General features: G+C 69.0%; 17 protein-coding genes. 7 read left to right on the plus strand and 10 right to left on the minus strand.

Annotated features, from left to right (window positions below; translation table 11 throughout):
- The first annotated feature begins 92 nt into the window (after positions 1 to 92).
- Positions 93 to 371 (plus strand): hypothetical protein, encoded by a 279-nt coding sequence (locus ACRWNM_RS01250; RefSeq protein WP_431962549.1) that lies wholly within the window; start codon positions 93 to 95, stop codon positions 369 to 371.
- A gap of 35 nt (positions 372 to 406) precedes the next feature.
- Here ACRWNM_RS01250 and ACRWNM_RS01255 read toward each other — a convergent pair whose 3' ends face one another.
- The 4 genes from ACRWNM_RS01255 to ACRWNM_RS01270 all read right to left on the minus strand — a co-directional run bounded on the left by ACRWNM_RS01255 (position 407) and on the right by ACRWNM_RS01270 (position 4,102).
- Entirely contained in the window at positions 407 to 1,663 is a 1,257-nt protein-coding gene (locus tag ACRWNM_RS01255; RefSeq protein WP_431962551.1) for an MFS transporter, read from the minus strand.
- A complete protein-coding gene (locus ACRWNM_RS01260) occupies positions 1,660 to 2,916 on the minus strand; it encodes a PLP-dependent cysteine synthase family protein (RefSeq protein ID WP_431962553.1) in 1,257 nt (418 codons plus the stop codon). The genes ACRWNM_RS01255 and ACRWNM_RS01260 overlap by 4 nt, the downstream gene beginning before the upstream one ends.
- Before the next feature lie 104 nt (positions 2,917 to 3,020).
- Positions 3,021 to 3,410 (minus strand): hypothetical protein, encoded by a 390-nt coding sequence (locus ACRWNM_RS01265; protein ID WP_431962555.1) that lies wholly within the window; start codon positions 3,408 to 3,410, stop codon positions 3,021 to 3,023.
- Between the two features lie 395 nt (positions 3,411 to 3,805).
- Positions 3,806 to 4,102, minus strand: coding sequence for an excalibur calcium-binding domain-containing protein (locus tag ACRWNM_RS01270; RefSeq protein WP_431962557.1), 297 nt, complete (start codon positions 4,100 to 4,102; stop codon positions 3,806 to 3,808).
- Positions 4,103 to 4,307: 205 nt separating this feature from the next.
- Between ACRWNM_RS01270 and ACRWNM_RS01275 the strand changes: the two genes are divergently transcribed.
- A complete protein-coding gene (locus ACRWNM_RS01275; RefSeq protein WP_431962559.1) occupies positions 4,308 to 4,997 on the plus strand; it encodes a DUF4389 domain-containing protein in 690 nt (229 codons plus the stop codon).
- 42 nt (positions 4,998 to 5,039) lie between these two features.
- On the opposite strand, the gene ACRWNM_RS01280 is transcribed toward ACRWNM_RS01275, so the two are convergent.
- The 3 genes from ACRWNM_RS01280 to ACRWNM_RS01290 form a co-directional block, all read right to left on the minus strand.
- Positions 5,040 to 5,906, minus strand: coding sequence for an ABC transporter ATP-binding protein (locus tag ACRWNM_RS01280; protein ID WP_431963555.1), 867 nt, complete (start codon positions 5,904 to 5,906; stop codon positions 5,040 to 5,042).
- A 128-nt stretch (positions 5,907 to 6,034) separates the two neighbouring features.
- Complete coding sequence (locus ACRWNM_RS01285; RefSeq protein ID WP_431962561.1) at positions 6,035 to 6,868, minus strand: ABC transporter permease; 834 nt, start codon at positions 6,866 to 6,868, stop codon at positions 6,035 to 6,037.
- Positions 6,861 to 7,715 (minus strand): ABC transporter permease, encoded by an 855-nt coding sequence (locus ACRWNM_RS01290; protein WP_431962563.1) that lies wholly within the window; start codon positions 7,713 to 7,715, stop codon positions 6,861 to 6,863. The genes ACRWNM_RS01285 and ACRWNM_RS01290 overlap by 8 nt, the downstream gene beginning before the upstream one ends.
- Before the next feature lie 147 nt (positions 7,716 to 7,862).
- Between ACRWNM_RS01290 and ectB the strand changes: the two genes are divergently transcribed.
- Positions 7,863 to 9,119 carry a diaminobutyrate--2-oxoglutarate transaminase gene (gene ectB / locus ACRWNM_RS01295; RefSeq protein WP_431962565.1) on the plus strand — a complete coding sequence of 419 codons (1,257 nt, stop codon included), beginning with the start codon at positions 7,863 to 7,865 and terminating at the stop codon, positions 9,117 to 9,119.
- A gap of 101 nt (positions 9,120 to 9,220) precedes the next feature.
- Here ectB and hutG read toward each other — a convergent pair whose 3' ends face one another.
- Positions 9,221 to 10,186: a formimidoylglutamase gene (gene hutG / locus ACRWNM_RS01300; protein ID WP_431962567.1), complete on the minus strand. Its 966-nt coding sequence runs from the start codon at positions 10,184 to 10,186 to the stop codon at positions 9,221 to 9,223.
- Complete coding sequence (gene hutI / locus ACRWNM_RS01305) at positions 10,183 to 11,382, minus strand: imidazolonepropionase (protein WP_431963557.1); 1,200 nt, start codon at positions 11,380 to 11,382, stop codon at positions 10,183 to 10,185. Before hutI ends, hutG begins: the two co-directional genes overlap by 4 nt.
- Positions 11,383 to 11,567: 185 nt before the next feature.
- Between hutI and ACRWNM_RS01310 the strand changes: the two genes are divergently transcribed.
- The 4 genes from ACRWNM_RS01310 (at position 11,568) to ACRWNM_RS01325 (ending at position 16,094) form a co-directional block, all read left to right on the plus strand.
- Entirely contained in the window at positions 11,568 to 11,966 is a 399-nt protein-coding gene (locus tag ACRWNM_RS01310; protein WP_431962569.1) for an NUDIX hydrolase, read from the plus strand.
- Positions 11,967 to 12,311: 345 nt separating this feature from the next.
- Entirely contained in the window at positions 12,312 to 13,709 is a 1,398-nt protein-coding gene (locus ACRWNM_RS01315) for a lytic murein transglycosylase (protein ID WP_431962571.1), read from the plus strand.
- 322 nt (positions 13,710 to 14,031) lie between these two features.
- Entirely contained in the window at positions 14,032 to 14,910 is an 879-nt protein-coding gene (locus ACRWNM_RS01320) for an ABC transporter ATP-binding protein (protein WP_431962573.1), read from the plus strand.
- Positions 14,907 to 16,094, plus strand: a complete 1,188-nt coding sequence (locus ACRWNM_RS01325) for an ABC transporter permease (protein ID WP_431962575.1) — start codon at positions 14,907 to 14,909, stop codon at positions 16,092 to 16,094. Before ACRWNM_RS01320 ends, ACRWNM_RS01325 begins: the two co-directional genes overlap by 4 nt.
- Before the next feature lie 9 nt (positions 16,095 to 16,103).
- On the opposite strand, the gene ACRWNM_RS01330 is transcribed toward ACRWNM_RS01325, so the two are convergent.
- Entirely contained in the window at positions 16,104 to 16,559 is a 456-nt protein-coding gene (locus ACRWNM_RS01330; RefSeq protein WP_431962576.1) for a lytic transglycosylase domain-containing protein, read from the minus strand.
- Positions 16,560 to 16,604 lie beyond the last annotated feature (45 nt).

Raw genomic sequence — 16,604 nt, forward strand, 5'->3', positions numbered from 1 at the left:
TGCGGCGCGGCGGCTGCGCGCCCCGGTGCGATGGACTAGCCTCGATGTTCGTGCCCGCCTATGTGTCATCGCCGGAGCTCACATTCGGCTTCATGTTCGCGCTGGAAGATCCCGAGCGAATTGCTGAAGTCGTGCGCAACCTCATCGTCCGCAAGACGGTCTCGGTGTTCCGGCTCGCACGGCTGTCCGACGACGACGGTCCACCGGAGCGCTACGTGGTGAACTGGGCCGTGATCCCGCAGATCTCCATCACCACCAGCGCGCCCGATCCCGAGGAGCTGCGGATCAACCGGATCATGCTGGTCAACGCGTTCCTCGGCGAGGAAGGCGAGGTCAGCCTGTACTCCGCCCAGGGGGAGGCGCCCAGCTGAGGGCGGACCTCCACTTCCCGGGGGAGCCGAAACCGCTACGTCGTGGCCGCGAGAGTCGCCGGGGTCGGTGCGTTCAGCCGGCCGGAGCGGGCGAGTCCGTACAGTCCCGCGGCGGAGGCCGCGCCGATGGCGATCAGCGCGGCCCAGGCCAGCGAGCTCAGTCCCGCCGAGCGGGCCGCGTCCAGAACCGTGCCGGTGCCCAGATTGCCCAGCAGGATGCCGGTGCCGACGACGGTGTTGTACAGGCCGTAGTGCGTGGCGACCAGGCGGTCGCCGCAGAGCGCGACGACGGTGTCCATCTCGAACGGAAAGACCGCCGCCGCACCGACACCCAGCACCGCGGCCGTGAGCAGCAGCGCGCCCACCGCGGCGGGGACGCCCAGTGCGACGCCGGGGACCAGCAGCAGCGGGACGAACGCCGCCGCCAGGATCGCCATGCCGAACACCAGGCTGCGCGGGCGGCCCCAGCGGGCGGAGAACCAGCGGGTGATGCGCAGTTGCCCCGCGATGGCGATCACGCCCGAGACCACGAACACCGCCGTCATGAGGGCAGTGGCCGACCCGTTGCCGACGATGCGGGCGGCCTGCATGGGCAGCGCGAGGTACACCTGGAACGAGAGCACGTAGCAGCCGATCATCGCCGCGGAGAACAGCAGGAAGGGGCGGTTGGCCAGCACCACTCGCCAATCGTCCAGCACCGAGGCGGTTTTCGGTTCGGCCCGGTGCTGCGGCAGCGCGCGCAGCTGGGCGATGGTGAGCAGGCCGAACACCGCGGCCGCGCCCGCGGCGGTGGCGCGGAAATCGAAGGCCATCAACGCCAGTCCGAGGATCGGGCCGAACAGGATGCCCGCCTGATAGAAGATGTTGAACACCGCGAACGCCTCGACCCGTCGCTCGCCGGAGTCGACGGCGAGGTACGCGCGCACCGCCGGATTGAACAGCGCTCCCGCGAAACCGGTTGCGGCCGAGGCGATCAGTAGCGCGGGCAGCGTGTCGGCGAAGGCGAGCAGCGCGAAACCGCCGGTGCGCAGCAGACATCCGGCCACGATCAGCGGTTTGTACCCCAGCCGGTCGGCCAGGGTGCCGCCGACCAGGAACATGCCCTGCTGGGAGAAGTTCCTGATGCCGAGCACCAGCCCGATCGCCCACGCGGCGAGTCCGAGCGGGCCCGCCATATAACCGGCCAGGTAAGGCATGAGCATGAAGAAACCGGTGTTGATGGCGAATTGGTTGACCATCAGCATCCGGCTCGGCCTGCCGAAACCGCGATAGGTCGCGTAGACATCCCTCATCGCGCGGCCCCCGGCGCGGTGGTGTCGGGCCGACGGGCGGCCACCGGGTTGTCGCTGGGCACGGTGAGCTCCTGGAGGTGTGAATCGGATCGGTGCTGGGTGGGATCAGGTGCGTGCTGCTTCGGATCGAGGACAGTCGTGCACCGGGTCCACGAGTCGACCACCTCGGCGTAGGGGTGTCCGATCGTGGCGGGGTCGGTCGGCGGTTCGATGCCGAGCAGACCGTGCTCCCGGCAATACGCGTCGTTGTAGACGGTGTCGAAGTAGCGCAGCGGTCCATCCGGGAAGACGGCGGCGATGCGCGCGTCCGGCTCGCCGGTGCGGGCCAGCCACCCGGCGACCAGCGCGACGGCGCCGACGCTCCACCCGCCGCTGGCGTGGTGGGTGGCGGCCAGCGCGCGGCAGGCCCACACCGCCTCGGCGGGCGCGATCCAGTGGACCTCGTCGAACGCTGGATAGTCGACGTTGTCGGGGTGGATGCTCGAACCGAGTCCGCGCATCAGCCGCGGTCCGGCGGGCTGGCCGAAGATGGTGGACGCGACGGTGTCCACGCCGACCAGCCGCAGGTGCGGGAAGTAGCGGCGCAGCGCGCGTGCGACGCCCGAGGAGTGGCCGCCGGTGCCGACCGAGCAGACCAGCACGTCGACGCGGCCGAGTTGCGCGACGAGTTCCATGGCCAGCGATTCGTACGCGGCGCGGTTGTCGGGGTTGCGGTACTGGTCGGGGCACCAGGCGCGCGGATCGGCGGCGAGCAGTTCGGCGACGCGATCGCGGCGTGCCTGCTGCCAGCCGCCGACGGGGTGCGGTTCGGTCACCGTCTCCACTCGCGCGCCGTAGGCCGCCAGCATGTGGTGCATGATCGGCTCCAAGCCCGGATCGGTGACCACCGTGACCGGGTGGCGGTGCACCATCCCGGCCAGGGCGAGGCCGAGGCCGAGGGTGCCGCTGGTGGACTCGACGATCGGCGCGCCCGGTGTCAGCTCGCCGCGGGCGGCGGCGCGTTCGACCATGTGCAGCGCGGGCCGGTCCTTCATGCCGCCCGGGTTGGCGCCTTCCAATTTGGCCCAGAATCCGCGACCCGTCGGCGCGAGCGGTTCGGTGATCCAGAGGACGGGGGTGTTGCCGACCATGGTGGCCGGGCGCGGGCAGCGGCCCGCGGTGGTGAGCAGACTCGCAGGGCTGGGCAGTGGTTCCGAATTCGCTTCGAGCAGAGCGGGATTCAACACGGCATCGTTCCGCAGTGCAGCAGTCATGAGGAATCATCGATTCTGTGCGGTCGCTGTGGCAGCGAGGGTGTGGTGCGGGAACGCACGAACACCGGCCGGGCCCCGGCAGGCCACGACCTGACGCTGACCGATCAGTTCCGATCGATGCCGAATCGAGTGAGCAGATCCCGGCCGCGACGGACCGGAAGGGTGGCGACGGGCGGCGCACGCGGACCGACGCCGAGCCCGGCGGTCAAGGGCAGCACGAGCAGCAGCGCGAGGCCGACGAGCAGCAGTTCCTGGAGTGACGGACCGGACCGGGGGAGCGCCGCGATCACCGCGTCGGTGGGCAGGTGCCGGTCCGGTTCGGCGACATGCTGGTGCGGGTCGGCGCCCGCCCACGGCACCACCTGCGACGCGACGCCGGGACCGGAGGATTCGATGTGCGCGTGAATGGTGGCGGCGGGTGTGAACAGGTGACAGTCCGGCAGCGCCATGGCGAGCGCCCACGCGGCGAAGACGCAGGCGATCACTGCCCGCATACCGGGGCCCCGTATCGCACCGAACATCACGTCTGCCGATAGTACAAGCCCCGGACGGTCCGCCGGTCCAGCCGCGGTCGGCGCGGTATTTGCGGCGGGACAGTCGGCGCGCTCAGCCGCCGCCCTGTGGTGGCGATGGGGACCTGCGCAGGTGGATGATCGCTCGTTCAGCTTCTGGCGTACCGCGGATTCCGCGCCGAGGCGTTGTCATCTATCGATCGTCGCGCGGAATCGGAGCCGCTACTCGACCGTCGACGCGGCACCGGCTGATGGCGTCGCATGATGGCCGGGCCCGTCGATTCGGCTCGGGCGTGCGGCGTCGCATCAGCGCTGGCGTGCGGCGTCGCATCAGCGCCGGGGCGCGGCGTCAATCGACTCCGGCGTACGGCGTCGAATCAGCGCTGGGGCGCGGTGGTGGAGCGCACCAGGCAGGCGACGCCGTCCTCCTTGCCGTCCAGGCGATCCAGTTGCGCCGAGTAGCCGGGGTCATGGCGGCGCAGCGGAGCCCTACCCGCCGCCCAGGCGTCCTCGCAGGTGCGGAAGGCATCTGCCGCGGCGGTGGTCGCCGTGGCCACCGGCCCGGAGGACGAGTGGCGCCGTTTCTTGCTCGAGCCGCAGCCGCTCACCGAGATCGCGAGCACCGCGATCAGCAGCAGGCCGGCGACGAACACGAGGCGACGAGAGTTTCGCATGATCGGATTCCCCCCAAACACAACGGTTTTCGATCCAAACGCCAGCAAGTATCGCGGCCGCGCTTGCCTTTCGCAACGTACTCGTCAGGCTGGTCGGTCGTTTTTGTTGGCGTGTCGGTATCGCATCGTGGCCTAACCGCTCAGGGGGTGCTGGACAATTATGAGATACCTCACAGTGGCCCTGTGAAATTAAGGAGCGTCGATCATGGAAATGGAACCCGAGAAGCCGGTGGTCGCAGCGAATCCGATTCGCGTCCGCGGGGATCTCGATCCCGGTCTGTCGCGATGGATGTGGCTGGTGAAGTGGATACTGGCCATCCCGCACTACATCGTGCTGTTCTTCCTGCACATCGCGTACTTCGTGGTTTCGGTGATCGCGTTCTTCGCGATCTTGTTCACCGGAAAGTATCCGCGCGGCCTGTTCGACTTCAATGTCGGTGTGATGCGGTGGAATTGGCGGGTCAGCTTCTACGCGCTGACCGTGCTCGGCACCGACAAGTATCCGCCGTTCCATTTGCGGCAGGACGCGGACTATCCGGCCGATCTCGAGGTCGACTATCCTGAAACCCTGCATCGCGGCCTGGTTTTGATCAAATGGTGGCTGCTCGCCATCCCGCACTATCTGATCATCGGCGCGCTGATGAGCGGTGCGATCGGCAACGCGGTGCAGGACGACGGCTCCCAGGCCTGGGATCTGGTGGTGACCTGGCCGGTGATCTACCTCCTGCTGGCGGTGGCGCTGATCGCGCTGCTGTTCACCGCTCGCTACCCGCAGGGCCTGTACGACTTCGTCGTCGGCATCAACCGGTGGGCGATCCGGTTGCAGGCATACGCCTCGCTGATGCGTGACGAGTACCCGCCGTTCCGGCTCGACCAGGGATCGCGCGAGCCGTAACCCCCGATCGAACCGATCACCGCGAATCCGCCCGCCGACTCGTCAGCGGGCGGATTCGTATATGCGGCGGACCACGTCTTCGATGCCGGGCTCCTCGATCGACAGATCTCGTACCTCGACCCGATCCGACACGGCGGCGAGCAGCTGTGCGGCGGTGATGGATTCGGCGTCGAAGGCCAGGCGCTGGCGCATGCCGTCGGCCTCGCTGGTGAGCAGTTCCGCGCCCGGCGGCAGCTCGCGCAGATCCGCGGCGGGCTCGGTGAGATCCACCACCAGCACGCGGCGCGCGCCCACCGTCGCCCCGAGTCCGGCGAGCGAACCGTCGTAGACCAGCCTGCCGTGGTCGACGACGAGCACGCGGTCGCAGAGCCTTTCGATATCGCCCATATCGTGGGTGGTGAGCAGCAATGTGGTGCCGCGGTCGGCCCGCTCGGCGCGCAGGAACTCCCGCAGCCGTTGTTTGGACAGCACGTCGAGGCCGATCGTCGGTTCGTCCAGGATCACCAGCTCAGGGGAGTGCAGCAGCGCCGCGGCGACCTCGGCGCGCATCCGCTGCCCCAGCGAGAGTTGACGCACCGGCGTGTCCAGCGTCTCGGCCATCTCCAGTTGCTCGACCAGTTCGTAGGTGCGCTTGCGGGTGATGTCGGGTTCCAGCCGGTGGATGGCGGCCAGGATCGTGAACGATTCGCGCAGTGGCAGATCCCACCACAGCTGGGACCGCTGGCCGAACACCACCCCGATGCGGCTCGCCAGCTGGCGCCGCTGCCGGACCGGATCCAGGCCGCAGGTGCGCACCCGCCCGGTGGAGGGGACCAGAATGCCGGTGAGCATTTTGATGGTGGTGGATTTCCCCGCCCCGTTCGCCCCGATGTAACCGACGGCCGCGCCGCGTTCGATTCGGAAGGTCATCCCGTCGACCGCGGTGAGGATGTCGCGCTGCCTGCGCCATCGGCGACCGTGCTTGCGATACAGCGTGAATTGCCTTGTCAGATTCTCGATATCGATGATCGCGTCAGATAAGTCGCTGTCCGCCACGCTTACCCCCCGCCTCCCTGGTAGTGCCTCGTCCCGAGCCGCCACAAACCGAGTGCCAGCAGCCATATCCACAGCGTCGCCAGCGGAGTCAGCCAGGCCAGCCAGGACGGCAGCAGTGGCGGGCCGGGCAACCCGAGCAGGGCGATGGTGGGCAGGTACGCCGTGAACGCGACCGGGACGGCGAATCCGAACAACAGTTTCAGCGGCAGCGGAAATACCGAGGCAGGCTGCATCGCGGCGAACGACCCGCCGTAGGTGAAACTGTTGGTGAGCTCGGAACCGTCGATCAGGAAGAACTGCAACCCGGCCGCGCAGACGAAGATCCCGCCGAACAGCAGAATACCGCAGCAGAGCGTCATCACCACGAGGACGAATGCGGACGCGTCCCAATCGATGTCGTTCTGTAGCAACCCGATGATCAGCACCGCGATGGCGACTGCGGCGCGGGCGAATCGGCGCATCGAGACGTCACCGGTGATCAGTTGCAGCAACAGCGGCTGCGGGCGCAAGTGGTAGGCGTCGAGTGTGCCCATCCTGATCAGCGTCGGCAGGGTGTCCAGATGCCCGACCAGCACCTGGGCCAGCGCGAACGTGGTGTTGCTCAGCCCGAACAGCAGCAGCGCCGCGTGCAGATCGAGCCCGCCGAGCACCCGCACGTTGTGGAAGATGACCCACACCTCGGCGAATTCGACGACACCGATGAGGAAGGCGCTGAACACCTCGCTGGCGAAGGACAGCCGGTAGGCGCGCTGGGATCGGATGCGCGAGTGCAACACCGCGGCATACGGTGTGAACCATCGGCCCGAGGGCACGGCGATCGGCGACGCGTCAGCCACCCTGCACCTCCAGCTTGCGACGGCCCGCGGTCAGCATCAGCCGGCCGACCACGGCGATCGCGAGCACCCAGAAGAGCTGTGCGCCAACCACGGTCACGCTGTCCATGCCGGTGATTCGCCCCGAGAGCACGTCGATCGGGGCTTGCAGGATGGAGGGGAACGGGGTGGCGTTCGCGAGTGTGCGCAGCCAGTCCGGAAACATGTGCACCGGCACGAAGAGGCCGGCGAGGAAGGTGCCGCAGATCTGGTACAGCACCCGGATGCCCCGGGTCTCCACTACCCAGAAGCCGATCAGTCCGATGGCGAACAGCAGCAGGAACGACAGTGCGACGGCCAGTAGCACCGAAATCGTCCCGAGTACATAGGGTCCGGGCGTGGTGGGCATCGCGAGCCCGACGGTCAGGAAACCGAACAGCACGCTCGGCAGGAAGCGCGGCACGATGGTGCACGTCGCGCGCCCGAGATCGGCCGCGAGATAGCCGAATTGAATGTCGACCGGGCGCAGGAAGTCGATCGCGATGTCGCCGTTCTTGACCCGTTCCGCCAACTCCGTTGGCGGACCCATGAATTGCATGGCGCCGAGCAGTCCCTGCGAGAGCCAGACGTAGGCGCCGATGGTGCCTTCGTCGTACCCGCCGAATTCGCCTGCGCCACGCACCGCCGCGAGCATCACCGCGGCGCGCACCAACCCGAACACGCAGTTGGTGAACAGCCCCGCGAACATCGCCAGCTTGTACTGCGACTGCCGCCGGAACCCCGCCACCGCGAGCCGCCAATACAGCGTCGCCTCGCGTCGCGCCTGGGTTGCTGCGGCCAGCCGCTCCTCCCCTCCCGCACTCCAGCGCACAAGAAGTCAACGTTACTGTCCGCTCGTCGACGCGCGGTAGGTTACCGCGCGATTTCGCCGAAAGTGCGACGAACCTGACGCGCCAATGTTAGAAACACAGTCACTTCAGATTTTGTGGAGTGCTCGCGCACGACAGGAAGGATCGTGATGACTGTCGCCGAGTCGACCATTTTCGAGGCCCTCGAATCGAATGTCCGTGGGTACTGCCGATCCTGGCCGACGGTGTTCGACACGGCCAGCGGCGCCTGGCTGCGCGACGAGCAGGGCCGCGACTACCTGGACTTCTTCGCAGGCGCGGGCGCGCTGAACTACGGTCACAACAATCCGGTTCTCAAACGCGCCCTGATCGATTACCTCGTCGGCGACGGCATCACCCACGGACTGGACATGTCGACCGTGGCCAAGCGCAGGCTTCTGGAAACCCTGCGCGACACCGTGCTCGCTCCGCGCGGCCTGGACTACAAGGTGCAGTTCCCTGGCCCGACCGGAGCGAACGCCGTGGAGGCCGCGCTCAAACTGGCTCGCAAGGTCACCGGAAGACAGCCGGTGCTGAACTTCACCAACGCCTTCCACGGCATGTCGCTCGGCGCGCTGTCGGTGACCGGCAACGCCGCCAAGCGGGCGGGCGCGGGAGTGCCGCTGGTGCACGTCACGCCGATGCCCTACGACGGTTACCTCGGCGCGGGCGACGACCTGCACTGGATGCGGCGGGCGCTCGACGATCCCTCCTCGGGAGTGGACAAGCCCGCGGCGGTGATCGTGGAAACCGTGCAGGGCGAGGGCGGGGTGAACGTGGCGCGCGTGCAGTGGCTGCGCGAGCTGGCCGAGCTGTGCCGGGCGCGCGGCATTCTGCTGATCGTCGACGACGTGCAAATGGGCTGCGGCCGGACCGGTCCGTTCTTCTCCTTCGAGGTCGCCGGGATCACCCCCGACATCGTGACGCTGTCCAAGTCGATCGGCGGCTACGGATTGCCCATGGCGCTGGTGCTTTTCAAGTCCGAGCTGGACCAGTGGGCGCCCGGCGAGCACAACGGCACCTTCCGCGGCAACAACCCCGCCTTCGTCACGGCCGAGGTCGCGCTGCGGCACTACTGGTCCGACGACGCGCTCGAGCGGGCCACTCTGGCCAAGGGCGAGCGGATCGAGAAGGCGCTCGCCCGAGTCGCCGCCGCGTATCCCGGCGTCTCGACTCGCGGGCGGGGGCTGGTGCACGGCATCGTCTTCGAGGACCCGTCGCTGGCGGGCAAGGTCTGCCAGGTGGCCTTCGATCGCGGACTGCTGGTGGAGACGTCCGGCTCCGTCGACGAGGTGGTGAAGTTGTTGCCGCCGTTGACGATCGGTGAGGACGAGCTCGACCGCGGCCTGGATCTGCTCATCGCCGCCGTGGCGGCCGTCTGCGGCTGACGGACCGAGGCGACTCGACCGGTCCCGGGCGCGTACCCGGCTTCACCTCCCGCCGTCGGTGCGGCGTCGGGTGGTCCGGTTCGGTCAGTGGGCAACGCCTCTCAGTGCACAGCTCGGTGGCCGGTGACGATCCGGTGGATGAGCCGCGCGGCCGTGCGAGCGGTGCGGTCGTCGATGTCGAAGACCGGCGCGAGTTCGGCGACGTCGGCGGCGACGAGTTTCCCGCTGGCCGTGACCCGGTCGCACACCCGCTGCACGGTCTCCACCGGTACGCCGTAGCCCGCGGGCGCGCTGACGCCCGGGGCCACGGCGGCGGGGAGGACGTCGAGGTCGATGGTGAGATAGACCAGGTCGACGTCGTTCAGGAAGGCATCGACGAACTCGTCCACGGCCGCGCGGTCCCCTACGCCGCACCGGTCGTCGGGCAGATGGCGGACGCCGAGCCCGCGCGCCGTCTCGAACAGTGCGACGGTGTTGCCGGGTTGGCTGATGCCCAGCACGTCGTAGCGGTAGGACGCCCCTGCCGCGCGCTCGGCCTCGGCGATCTGCCGGAAGGGGGTGCCCGAGCTCGGCGCCGGATCGGCGCGAAGATCGAAGTGGGCGTCCAGGTTCAGGATGCCCAACCGCAGCGCGCCGCGCCGCTGGGCCGCCGCGATGCCGGAATAGGTGCCGAAGGCGACCTCGTGACCGCCGCCGAGCACCACCGGAAAGCGGCCCGCGTCGAGTGCGGCCGCCACGGCAAGGCCCAGCCGTCGCTGACCCGACTCCAGATCCGAGCCGGTGACCGCGACGGTGCCCGCGTCCTCCAGATCGAGCGGTTCGGGGAGCGCCAACGACGCCAGCGCGCCGCGCAGCGCGTCCGGACCCGCGGCCGCCCCCGGACGGCCCTTGTTCCTGCGGACGCCCTCGTCGCTGGCGAAACCGATCAGCACACAACCTTTTCCGACCGTTCGCGCCGGATCGTAGGGCCGGATCAGCTGATGCCAGCGCGCGTGCTCCGGCGCGTCGCCGTCGACCCGGCCGGTCCACGGCCGCGGCGCGATATCGACCGTGCGGCGCGGATTCACGCGGCGTCCGATCCGGCGACGCGGACTCCGCCGCGCCACACCGAACGCACGAGCGGCACGCCGGGCCGGTAGGCCAGGTGCAGATAGGACGGGGCGTCGAGCGCGAGCGCGTCGGCGCGCGCCCCGACGCGCAGGCTGCCGACATCGTCGCGGCGCAGCGCCCGCGCGCCGCCCGCAGTGGCCGACCACACCGCCTCTTCCGGTGTCATCCGCAGCTCGCGCACCGCCAGCGCGATGCAGAACGGCAGGCTCGTGGTGTACGACGTGCCGGGATTGCAGTCCGCGCCCAGCGCGACGGTGATGCCCGCGTCGAGCAGGGCGCGGGCGTCGGGATAGCTGTTGCGGGTGCAGAAGTCGGCGGCGGGCAGCAGTGTCGCCACCGTGGCGCTGCCCGCCAGCGCGTCGATATCGGTGGCGGTGACGTAGCTGACGTGGTCGACAGAGGCCGCGCCGAGTTCGACGGCCAAGCCCACGCCGGGGCCGGGACCGAGCTGGTTGCCGTGCACCCGGGGAATCAGCCCGTGCGCCATGCCCGCCCGCAGCACGGCCTCCGATTGCTCCCGGGTGAACGCGCCCCGCTCGCAGAACACATCGATCCACTTCGCGTGCGGCGCGCACACCGGAATCATGTCCCGGCACACCATCTCCACGTACTCGTCCGCTCGCCCGGCGTACTCCGGCGGTGGCACGTGCGCGGCCAGCAAGGTCACCTCGTCGGTGAAGCGTCCGGCCACCAGCGCGCTGCGCAATTCGTCCTCGGTGGTCTGGCCGTAGCCGGTCTTGCATTCGACCGTCGTGCTTCCCGAGCGCACCGACTCGTCCATCAGCCGCCGGACGTTGGCGGCGAGCCGATCGTCGTCGGCCGCTCGCGTCGCCGCGATGGTCCTGCGGATGCCGCCCGCCGCGTAGGCGGTACCGGACATCCTGGCCGCGAACTCCTCGGCTCGTTCCCCGGCGAACACCAGGTGCGCATGGCTTTCCACGAATCCGGGCAGCACCGCCCGGCCCGCCATGTCCACGCGTACGTCGGCGACGGGGGCCTCGTGCGCGTCACCCACCCAGGCGACCAGCCCGTCCGCGAACACCACCGCCGCGTCGCGCCGCACGCCGAGCCGGCCGACGCCCGAGCCCGGGTCGTTGGTGACCAGCGTGCCGATATTCGTCAGGACGGTGGACCGTGAACCGTCGGACACGATTCCTCCTCGCGCCGTGTCGGCCGGATGCGGATCGGTGTGAGGCGACTGTAGAACACCGCGCGCCGTCGTCGGACGCACTCGGGGTTTCGTGCCACCCGTTCCGACACCTGGCCGACCAGCCCGCACCGGCGGGCGGCTGCCTATTCGGTTGACCGGCGGCCCGGGCCGGTCAGTAGGGTGGGCCGGTGATTCGCACAGCTGCGTTGGCTCATGTCCGGGATCGGCGTCTGCTGCAGGCGCGATCCCTCGGCAAGGACGTCTTCTACATGGCGGGCGGCAAGATCGACGCGGGGGAGACGCCCGTCGCGGCGCTGCACCGCGAGGTGCGGGAGGAACTCGGCGTCGGCGTCGCCTCCTGCGCCGAACTCGGCGTCTTCCAGGCCGAGGCGTACGGCCACGCGCCGGGCACGCGGCTGCACATGACCTGCTTCACCGCCGAACTCGACGGCGACCCGCACCCCAGCGGCGAGATCGCCGAACTCCGGTATTTCACCGTGCGCGAGTACGCCGCCATGGACCATGTCGCTCCCGGTTCCATGCTCGTCTTCCGCAAGCTGCACGAGCTGGGCCTCGTCGACTGGTGACCATGCCGGGGATGCCCTGCGGTGCAACGTATTCCGGTCGGCGGCGGATGCTTCCCCGGCGAGGGTCCGGCCGTCGCGTATCGCCGTGTCCGGAGCTGGATGCCGAGGGGCTCTCGATGATCGAGCAGCGTCGGACTTGGGATAAGTAATCGCTAAGTCTTTTCGAGGTATCGCCTCGGCGTCGGTAAATCATCGTGTATGTTAATGGAAGTTCCTCTTCTGGAGGTGGGGGGTTGAGGAACTTCGGTGCGGCACCCGGTGGGGAGACGCGTAGCAGCGACCCCATTGGGGCGCGCCGAGGAAGCACAGCCGCTCTCCGATGACGTAGAGGATGGGTCGAGCCGAATGCGTGTATCCGCAGCACTGACCGCATCGGCGCTGGCCGTCGCCGGACTGGTGGTCACGGGTTCGGCCGTGCACCAAGCCGGTTCCAGCGCCCCGCCCGAAGTTTCCGAAGCGCTGTCGGCCGCGGGGGACGGCACAGAAGACATCGCCGGTGCGGGTCTGTCACGGGCCGTCGGGTTGCTTCCTGTCGCACCGGATTCGCCGCGCACGCTCCGCGCCGTGTCTCCGGCGAGGTCACCCGCGTTCGCGGGCGCGGTGCCGTTGCACGACATCTCGCTGCCGAATACCGGCGGCCCCTTGGGCATTCCGGAGATCGTGCTGGCGGCGTATCGCAATGCCGAGCTGGCGCTGGAGTCTTCGATGCCCGGATGCGGCTTGACGTGGAATCTGCTCGCCGGGATCGGCCGGATCGAATCCGGCCACGCCGCGAGCGGACGTACCGACGCGGCGGGGACGACACTCGGGCCGATCTTCGGCCCCGCCCTGGACGGGACCCTGCCGGGCAACGAGATCATCCAGGCCGCAGGCGGCGGATTCGTCCGCGCGATAGGGCCCATGCAATTCCTGCCGAGTACCTGGAGCGCGTATGCCGCTGACGGCAACGGTGACGGAGTAGCCGACCCGCACAACGTGTTCGACGCGTCGCTGGCCGCCGGAAAGTATCTGTGTTCGGGCGGGACGAACCTGCTGGATTCGGCGCAGGAGTTGCGGGCGGTGTTGCGCTACAACAATTCGGTGTCCTATGCGCGCGACGTGCTGAGCTGGTCGGCGGCGTATCGCACGGGCGGCGCTCCGGCTCGCGTCGAGATCGGCCCTGATCTGGTTCCGCCGGGTTCGGCGCCCGTGATCCAGGCCGGTCCGGAGCTGTCCGCTCGCGATACCGCCCTGCCGTCGACGCCGTCCCCGGCGGAACCGCCGCCGGTCGCGACCGTTCCCTCTCCGCCCGCACCGGCGCAGGTGATGATCACCATCCCCGGTCTGCCGCCGATTCCGTGCGGGATCTTCTGCCCACCGCCGCAAACCGATCCGTGCGCGCAGGCGGTTCCGGCTCCGATGCCGCGACCGGGCGCACCCGGAGAACTGCCGATCGCGCCGGGCCGGTCCTACGGCGGTCGTGCCGGAGAGCCCGAAGTCGCGACCGCCCAGCCGGATCCGGCGTGCGGGACCGGGAGCCCGCAGCCCGGTGGATCGCTGCCGTACTCGGAGCCGAAAGCCGAAGCGCCGATGGTGAACTCCGAACCCGAGCCAGAGCCAGAGCACGTACCGGCCCCGGCTCCCGATGACACGGCAGAGCCCGCTCGCGATCCGGAACTTGTTGTGCCCCAGCCTCCAGTGCCTCAGCCCGGCATCATCCTGCCGTTCGGCATCGTCATCCCGCTGCCCGCGCTGCAGGGCTGACGCGATATCCGCGATGGAAAGCCTCATGTCCTCGGTCGATGCGCCGAGGCGTACCGGCATTGCACGGGCCAATACCGAGCCGAAATGCCCGGGGGTGCCTGCGAATCCACGCGATGCTCGAGTACAGCGGCAAATCGGCTGAAGCGTCGTGCGGCCCGCGCCGGATCGATGTCACCGCGCGCTTGCACATCATGGCGAGCTGCGATCTGCCGCGTGATTGTTCGGGCTCGGCGCCGTTCGGCCGAAGACTGTGCGCAGGCCGGTCCATACTCGCCCGTGCCGCACTAGGGTGGGTGGAACAGCTGAGGACAAGGGGAGTTCGATGTTGGAAGTCGCGCACCTGGTGCGCCGGTTCGGGGGCGTCGTCGCGGTAAACGACGTGTCCTTCACCGTGGAGCCCGGTGCTCTGACCGGATTCGTCGGCGGCAATGGAGCGGGCAAGACCACGACCATGCGCATGATCATGGGCGTGCTCGCGGTGCACGGCGGGGAACTGCGCTGGCAGGGCGGGCCGGTGAGCGCCGCCGACCGCAGGTCGTTCGGCTACATGCCCGAGGAACGCGGCCTGTATCCGAAGCAGCCGGTGCTCGAGCAGCTCGTCTACCTGGCCAGGCTGCGCGGGCGCACGGCTGCCGACGCCCGGCTGCGCGCGCGAGAGTTGCTGGACCGCTTCGACCTCGGCGACCGCGCCAGGGACAAGCTGGAATCCCTCTCGCTGGGTAACCAGCAGCGGGTGCAGATCGCCGCGGCGGTGATCGCGCAGCCGTCGCTGCTGATCCTGGACGAGCCGTTCTCCGGTCTCGACCCGTCCGCCGTCGATTCGATGGCCGAACTGTTGCGCGAATACGCGACCGCGGGCGTGCCCGTGCTCTTCTCCTCGCACCAGCTCGATCTGGTGGAGCGGCTGTGCGATCGGCTGGTGATTCTCGCCGCGGGACGGGTCGTCGGGCAGGGCTCGGTGGACGAGCTCCGCTCCACCGGTGCGACCCGCTATCGGCTCGCGCTCGGCGGCGACCCGGCCTGGCTGCACGCCTTCGCCGGCGTGCGGGTGCTGCAGACCAACGGTTCCAGCGTGCTGCTCGAACTCGACGGCGCGACCACCGAAGCGCTGCTCGGCGAAGCGCTGTCCCGCGGCCCGGTGCGCGAACTCGCCGAGGTCCGGCCCTCGGTGTCGGAGATCTACCGCGAGGTGACGGCATGAGTACGGATTTCGCTCCGCGCGGCGTGTGGCGGATCGTAGCGGCCCGCGAGATCGCGGTGAAGCTGCGCGATCGAAACTTCCTGGTGTCCACGGTGATCACGATCGTGGCGATCGTCGCGTCCCTGGCCATCACCGGTTTCATGAGCAACCGCACCGACGAGATCGACGTCGCCGTCGCGGGCGCGGGAGCGGACCAGATCGTCGCGACCGCCAATGATTTGGCGGCGAGCGCCGACAAGAAGGTCACCTTCACCGCTCGCCCACAGCCCGATGTGGCGGCAGTCGAACAGCGGGTGCGCGACGAGGAGGTCGAGGTCGGCTTGACGCCCGCCGAGCCGGGCGGCTGGCGGCTCATCGGTGATTCCGCCCAGAACGACGACGCCGCAACGTATCTCACCGCCGCCGTGCAGCAGCTCGCGGTGCAGCGCAATGCCGCCGCCGCGGGCCTGAGCCTTGCGCAGTTGGGTAGCGGCGGCGCGGTGACCTATGACCTGCTCGATCGGTCCGCGATCGAACCGGGTTTGGCCAGGATCGTGAGCTTCGTCTTCGCGTTCCTCTTCTACGCCGCGTCGATCCTGTTCGGCATGAGCATTGCGCAGAGCGTGGTCGAGGAGAAGCAGAACCGGATCGTGGAGATCCTGGCGAGCGCCATCCCGTTGCGGCAGTTGCTGATCGGCAAGGTGCTCGGCAACACCGTGATGGCCTTCGCCCAGCTCGCGCTGTTCGTCGGGGCGGGCCTGATCGGATTGGCCGCCACCGGAAGGGGCGATCAGGTCGCGACGATCGCGGGCGCGGCGGGCTGGTTCGTCGTCTTCTTCGTGGTGGGCTTCCTCGCCCTGGCCAGTCTGTGGGCGGTCGCGGGCGCGCTCGCGACGCGCAGCGAGGACCTGCAATCCACCTCGATGCCCATGTCGATGCTCATCATGATCGTGCTGTTCGCGGGCATCTTCCTCACGGACACGTGGCTGGTGATCGCCTCCTATGTCCCGCTCGTATCGATCGTCGCCATGCCCGCCAGGCTGGCCGAGGGCACCGCGGCGTGGTGGGAGCCTGTCGTCGCGCTGATCCTGATGGCGGTGGGGACCTATGGCACCGTCTTGATCGCGGAGAAGATGTACCGGCGCTCGCTGATGCAGACGCAGGGACGTCTGACGATGCGACAGGCGCTCGCCGTCGAGGACTGACGCGCCGCGTCAGTACCAGTGGTTCTGCTGCCAGAACACCCAGGCCGCGTCGGGACTGCCGTAGCGGTCGACCATGTAGTCGTAGGTCCAGCGGAGCTGGGTGACGGGGTTGAACCGCCAATCGAGGCCGTGGGTGGACATCTTCTCCGGCGGGAGCGCCTGGCCGAGGCCGTAGGCGCCGCTGGTCGGGTTGACCGCGAACATATTCCAGCCGCTCTCCCGCGTGATGATCGCATCGAACGACGGGAAATAGTGGATCGGAACGATGGTCAGCGCTATGGCTTTCGCGCCGAGGCGGGCCGAGGTCAAAAACAGGTCGACGCCCGCGGAGAGTGCCGGATTCACTGCCTCCGTGCCGCGCGCGTCGTTGGGGTCCTCGGGCGATGGCGCCGCGTTCGCTGCGGGGGCCAGGGCGATCGTCGCCGCGCAGCAGACCGCGGCGGCGGAGTAGATATATCGAAGCATCGACTCGCTCCCTTCGCATCAGATGGTCTGATTCCGGAACCAGAT

Source organism: Nocardia sp. bgisy134, assembly GCF_965341865.1.
GTDB lineage: Bacteria > Actinomycetota > Actinomycetes > Mycobacteriales > Mycobacteriaceae > Nocardia.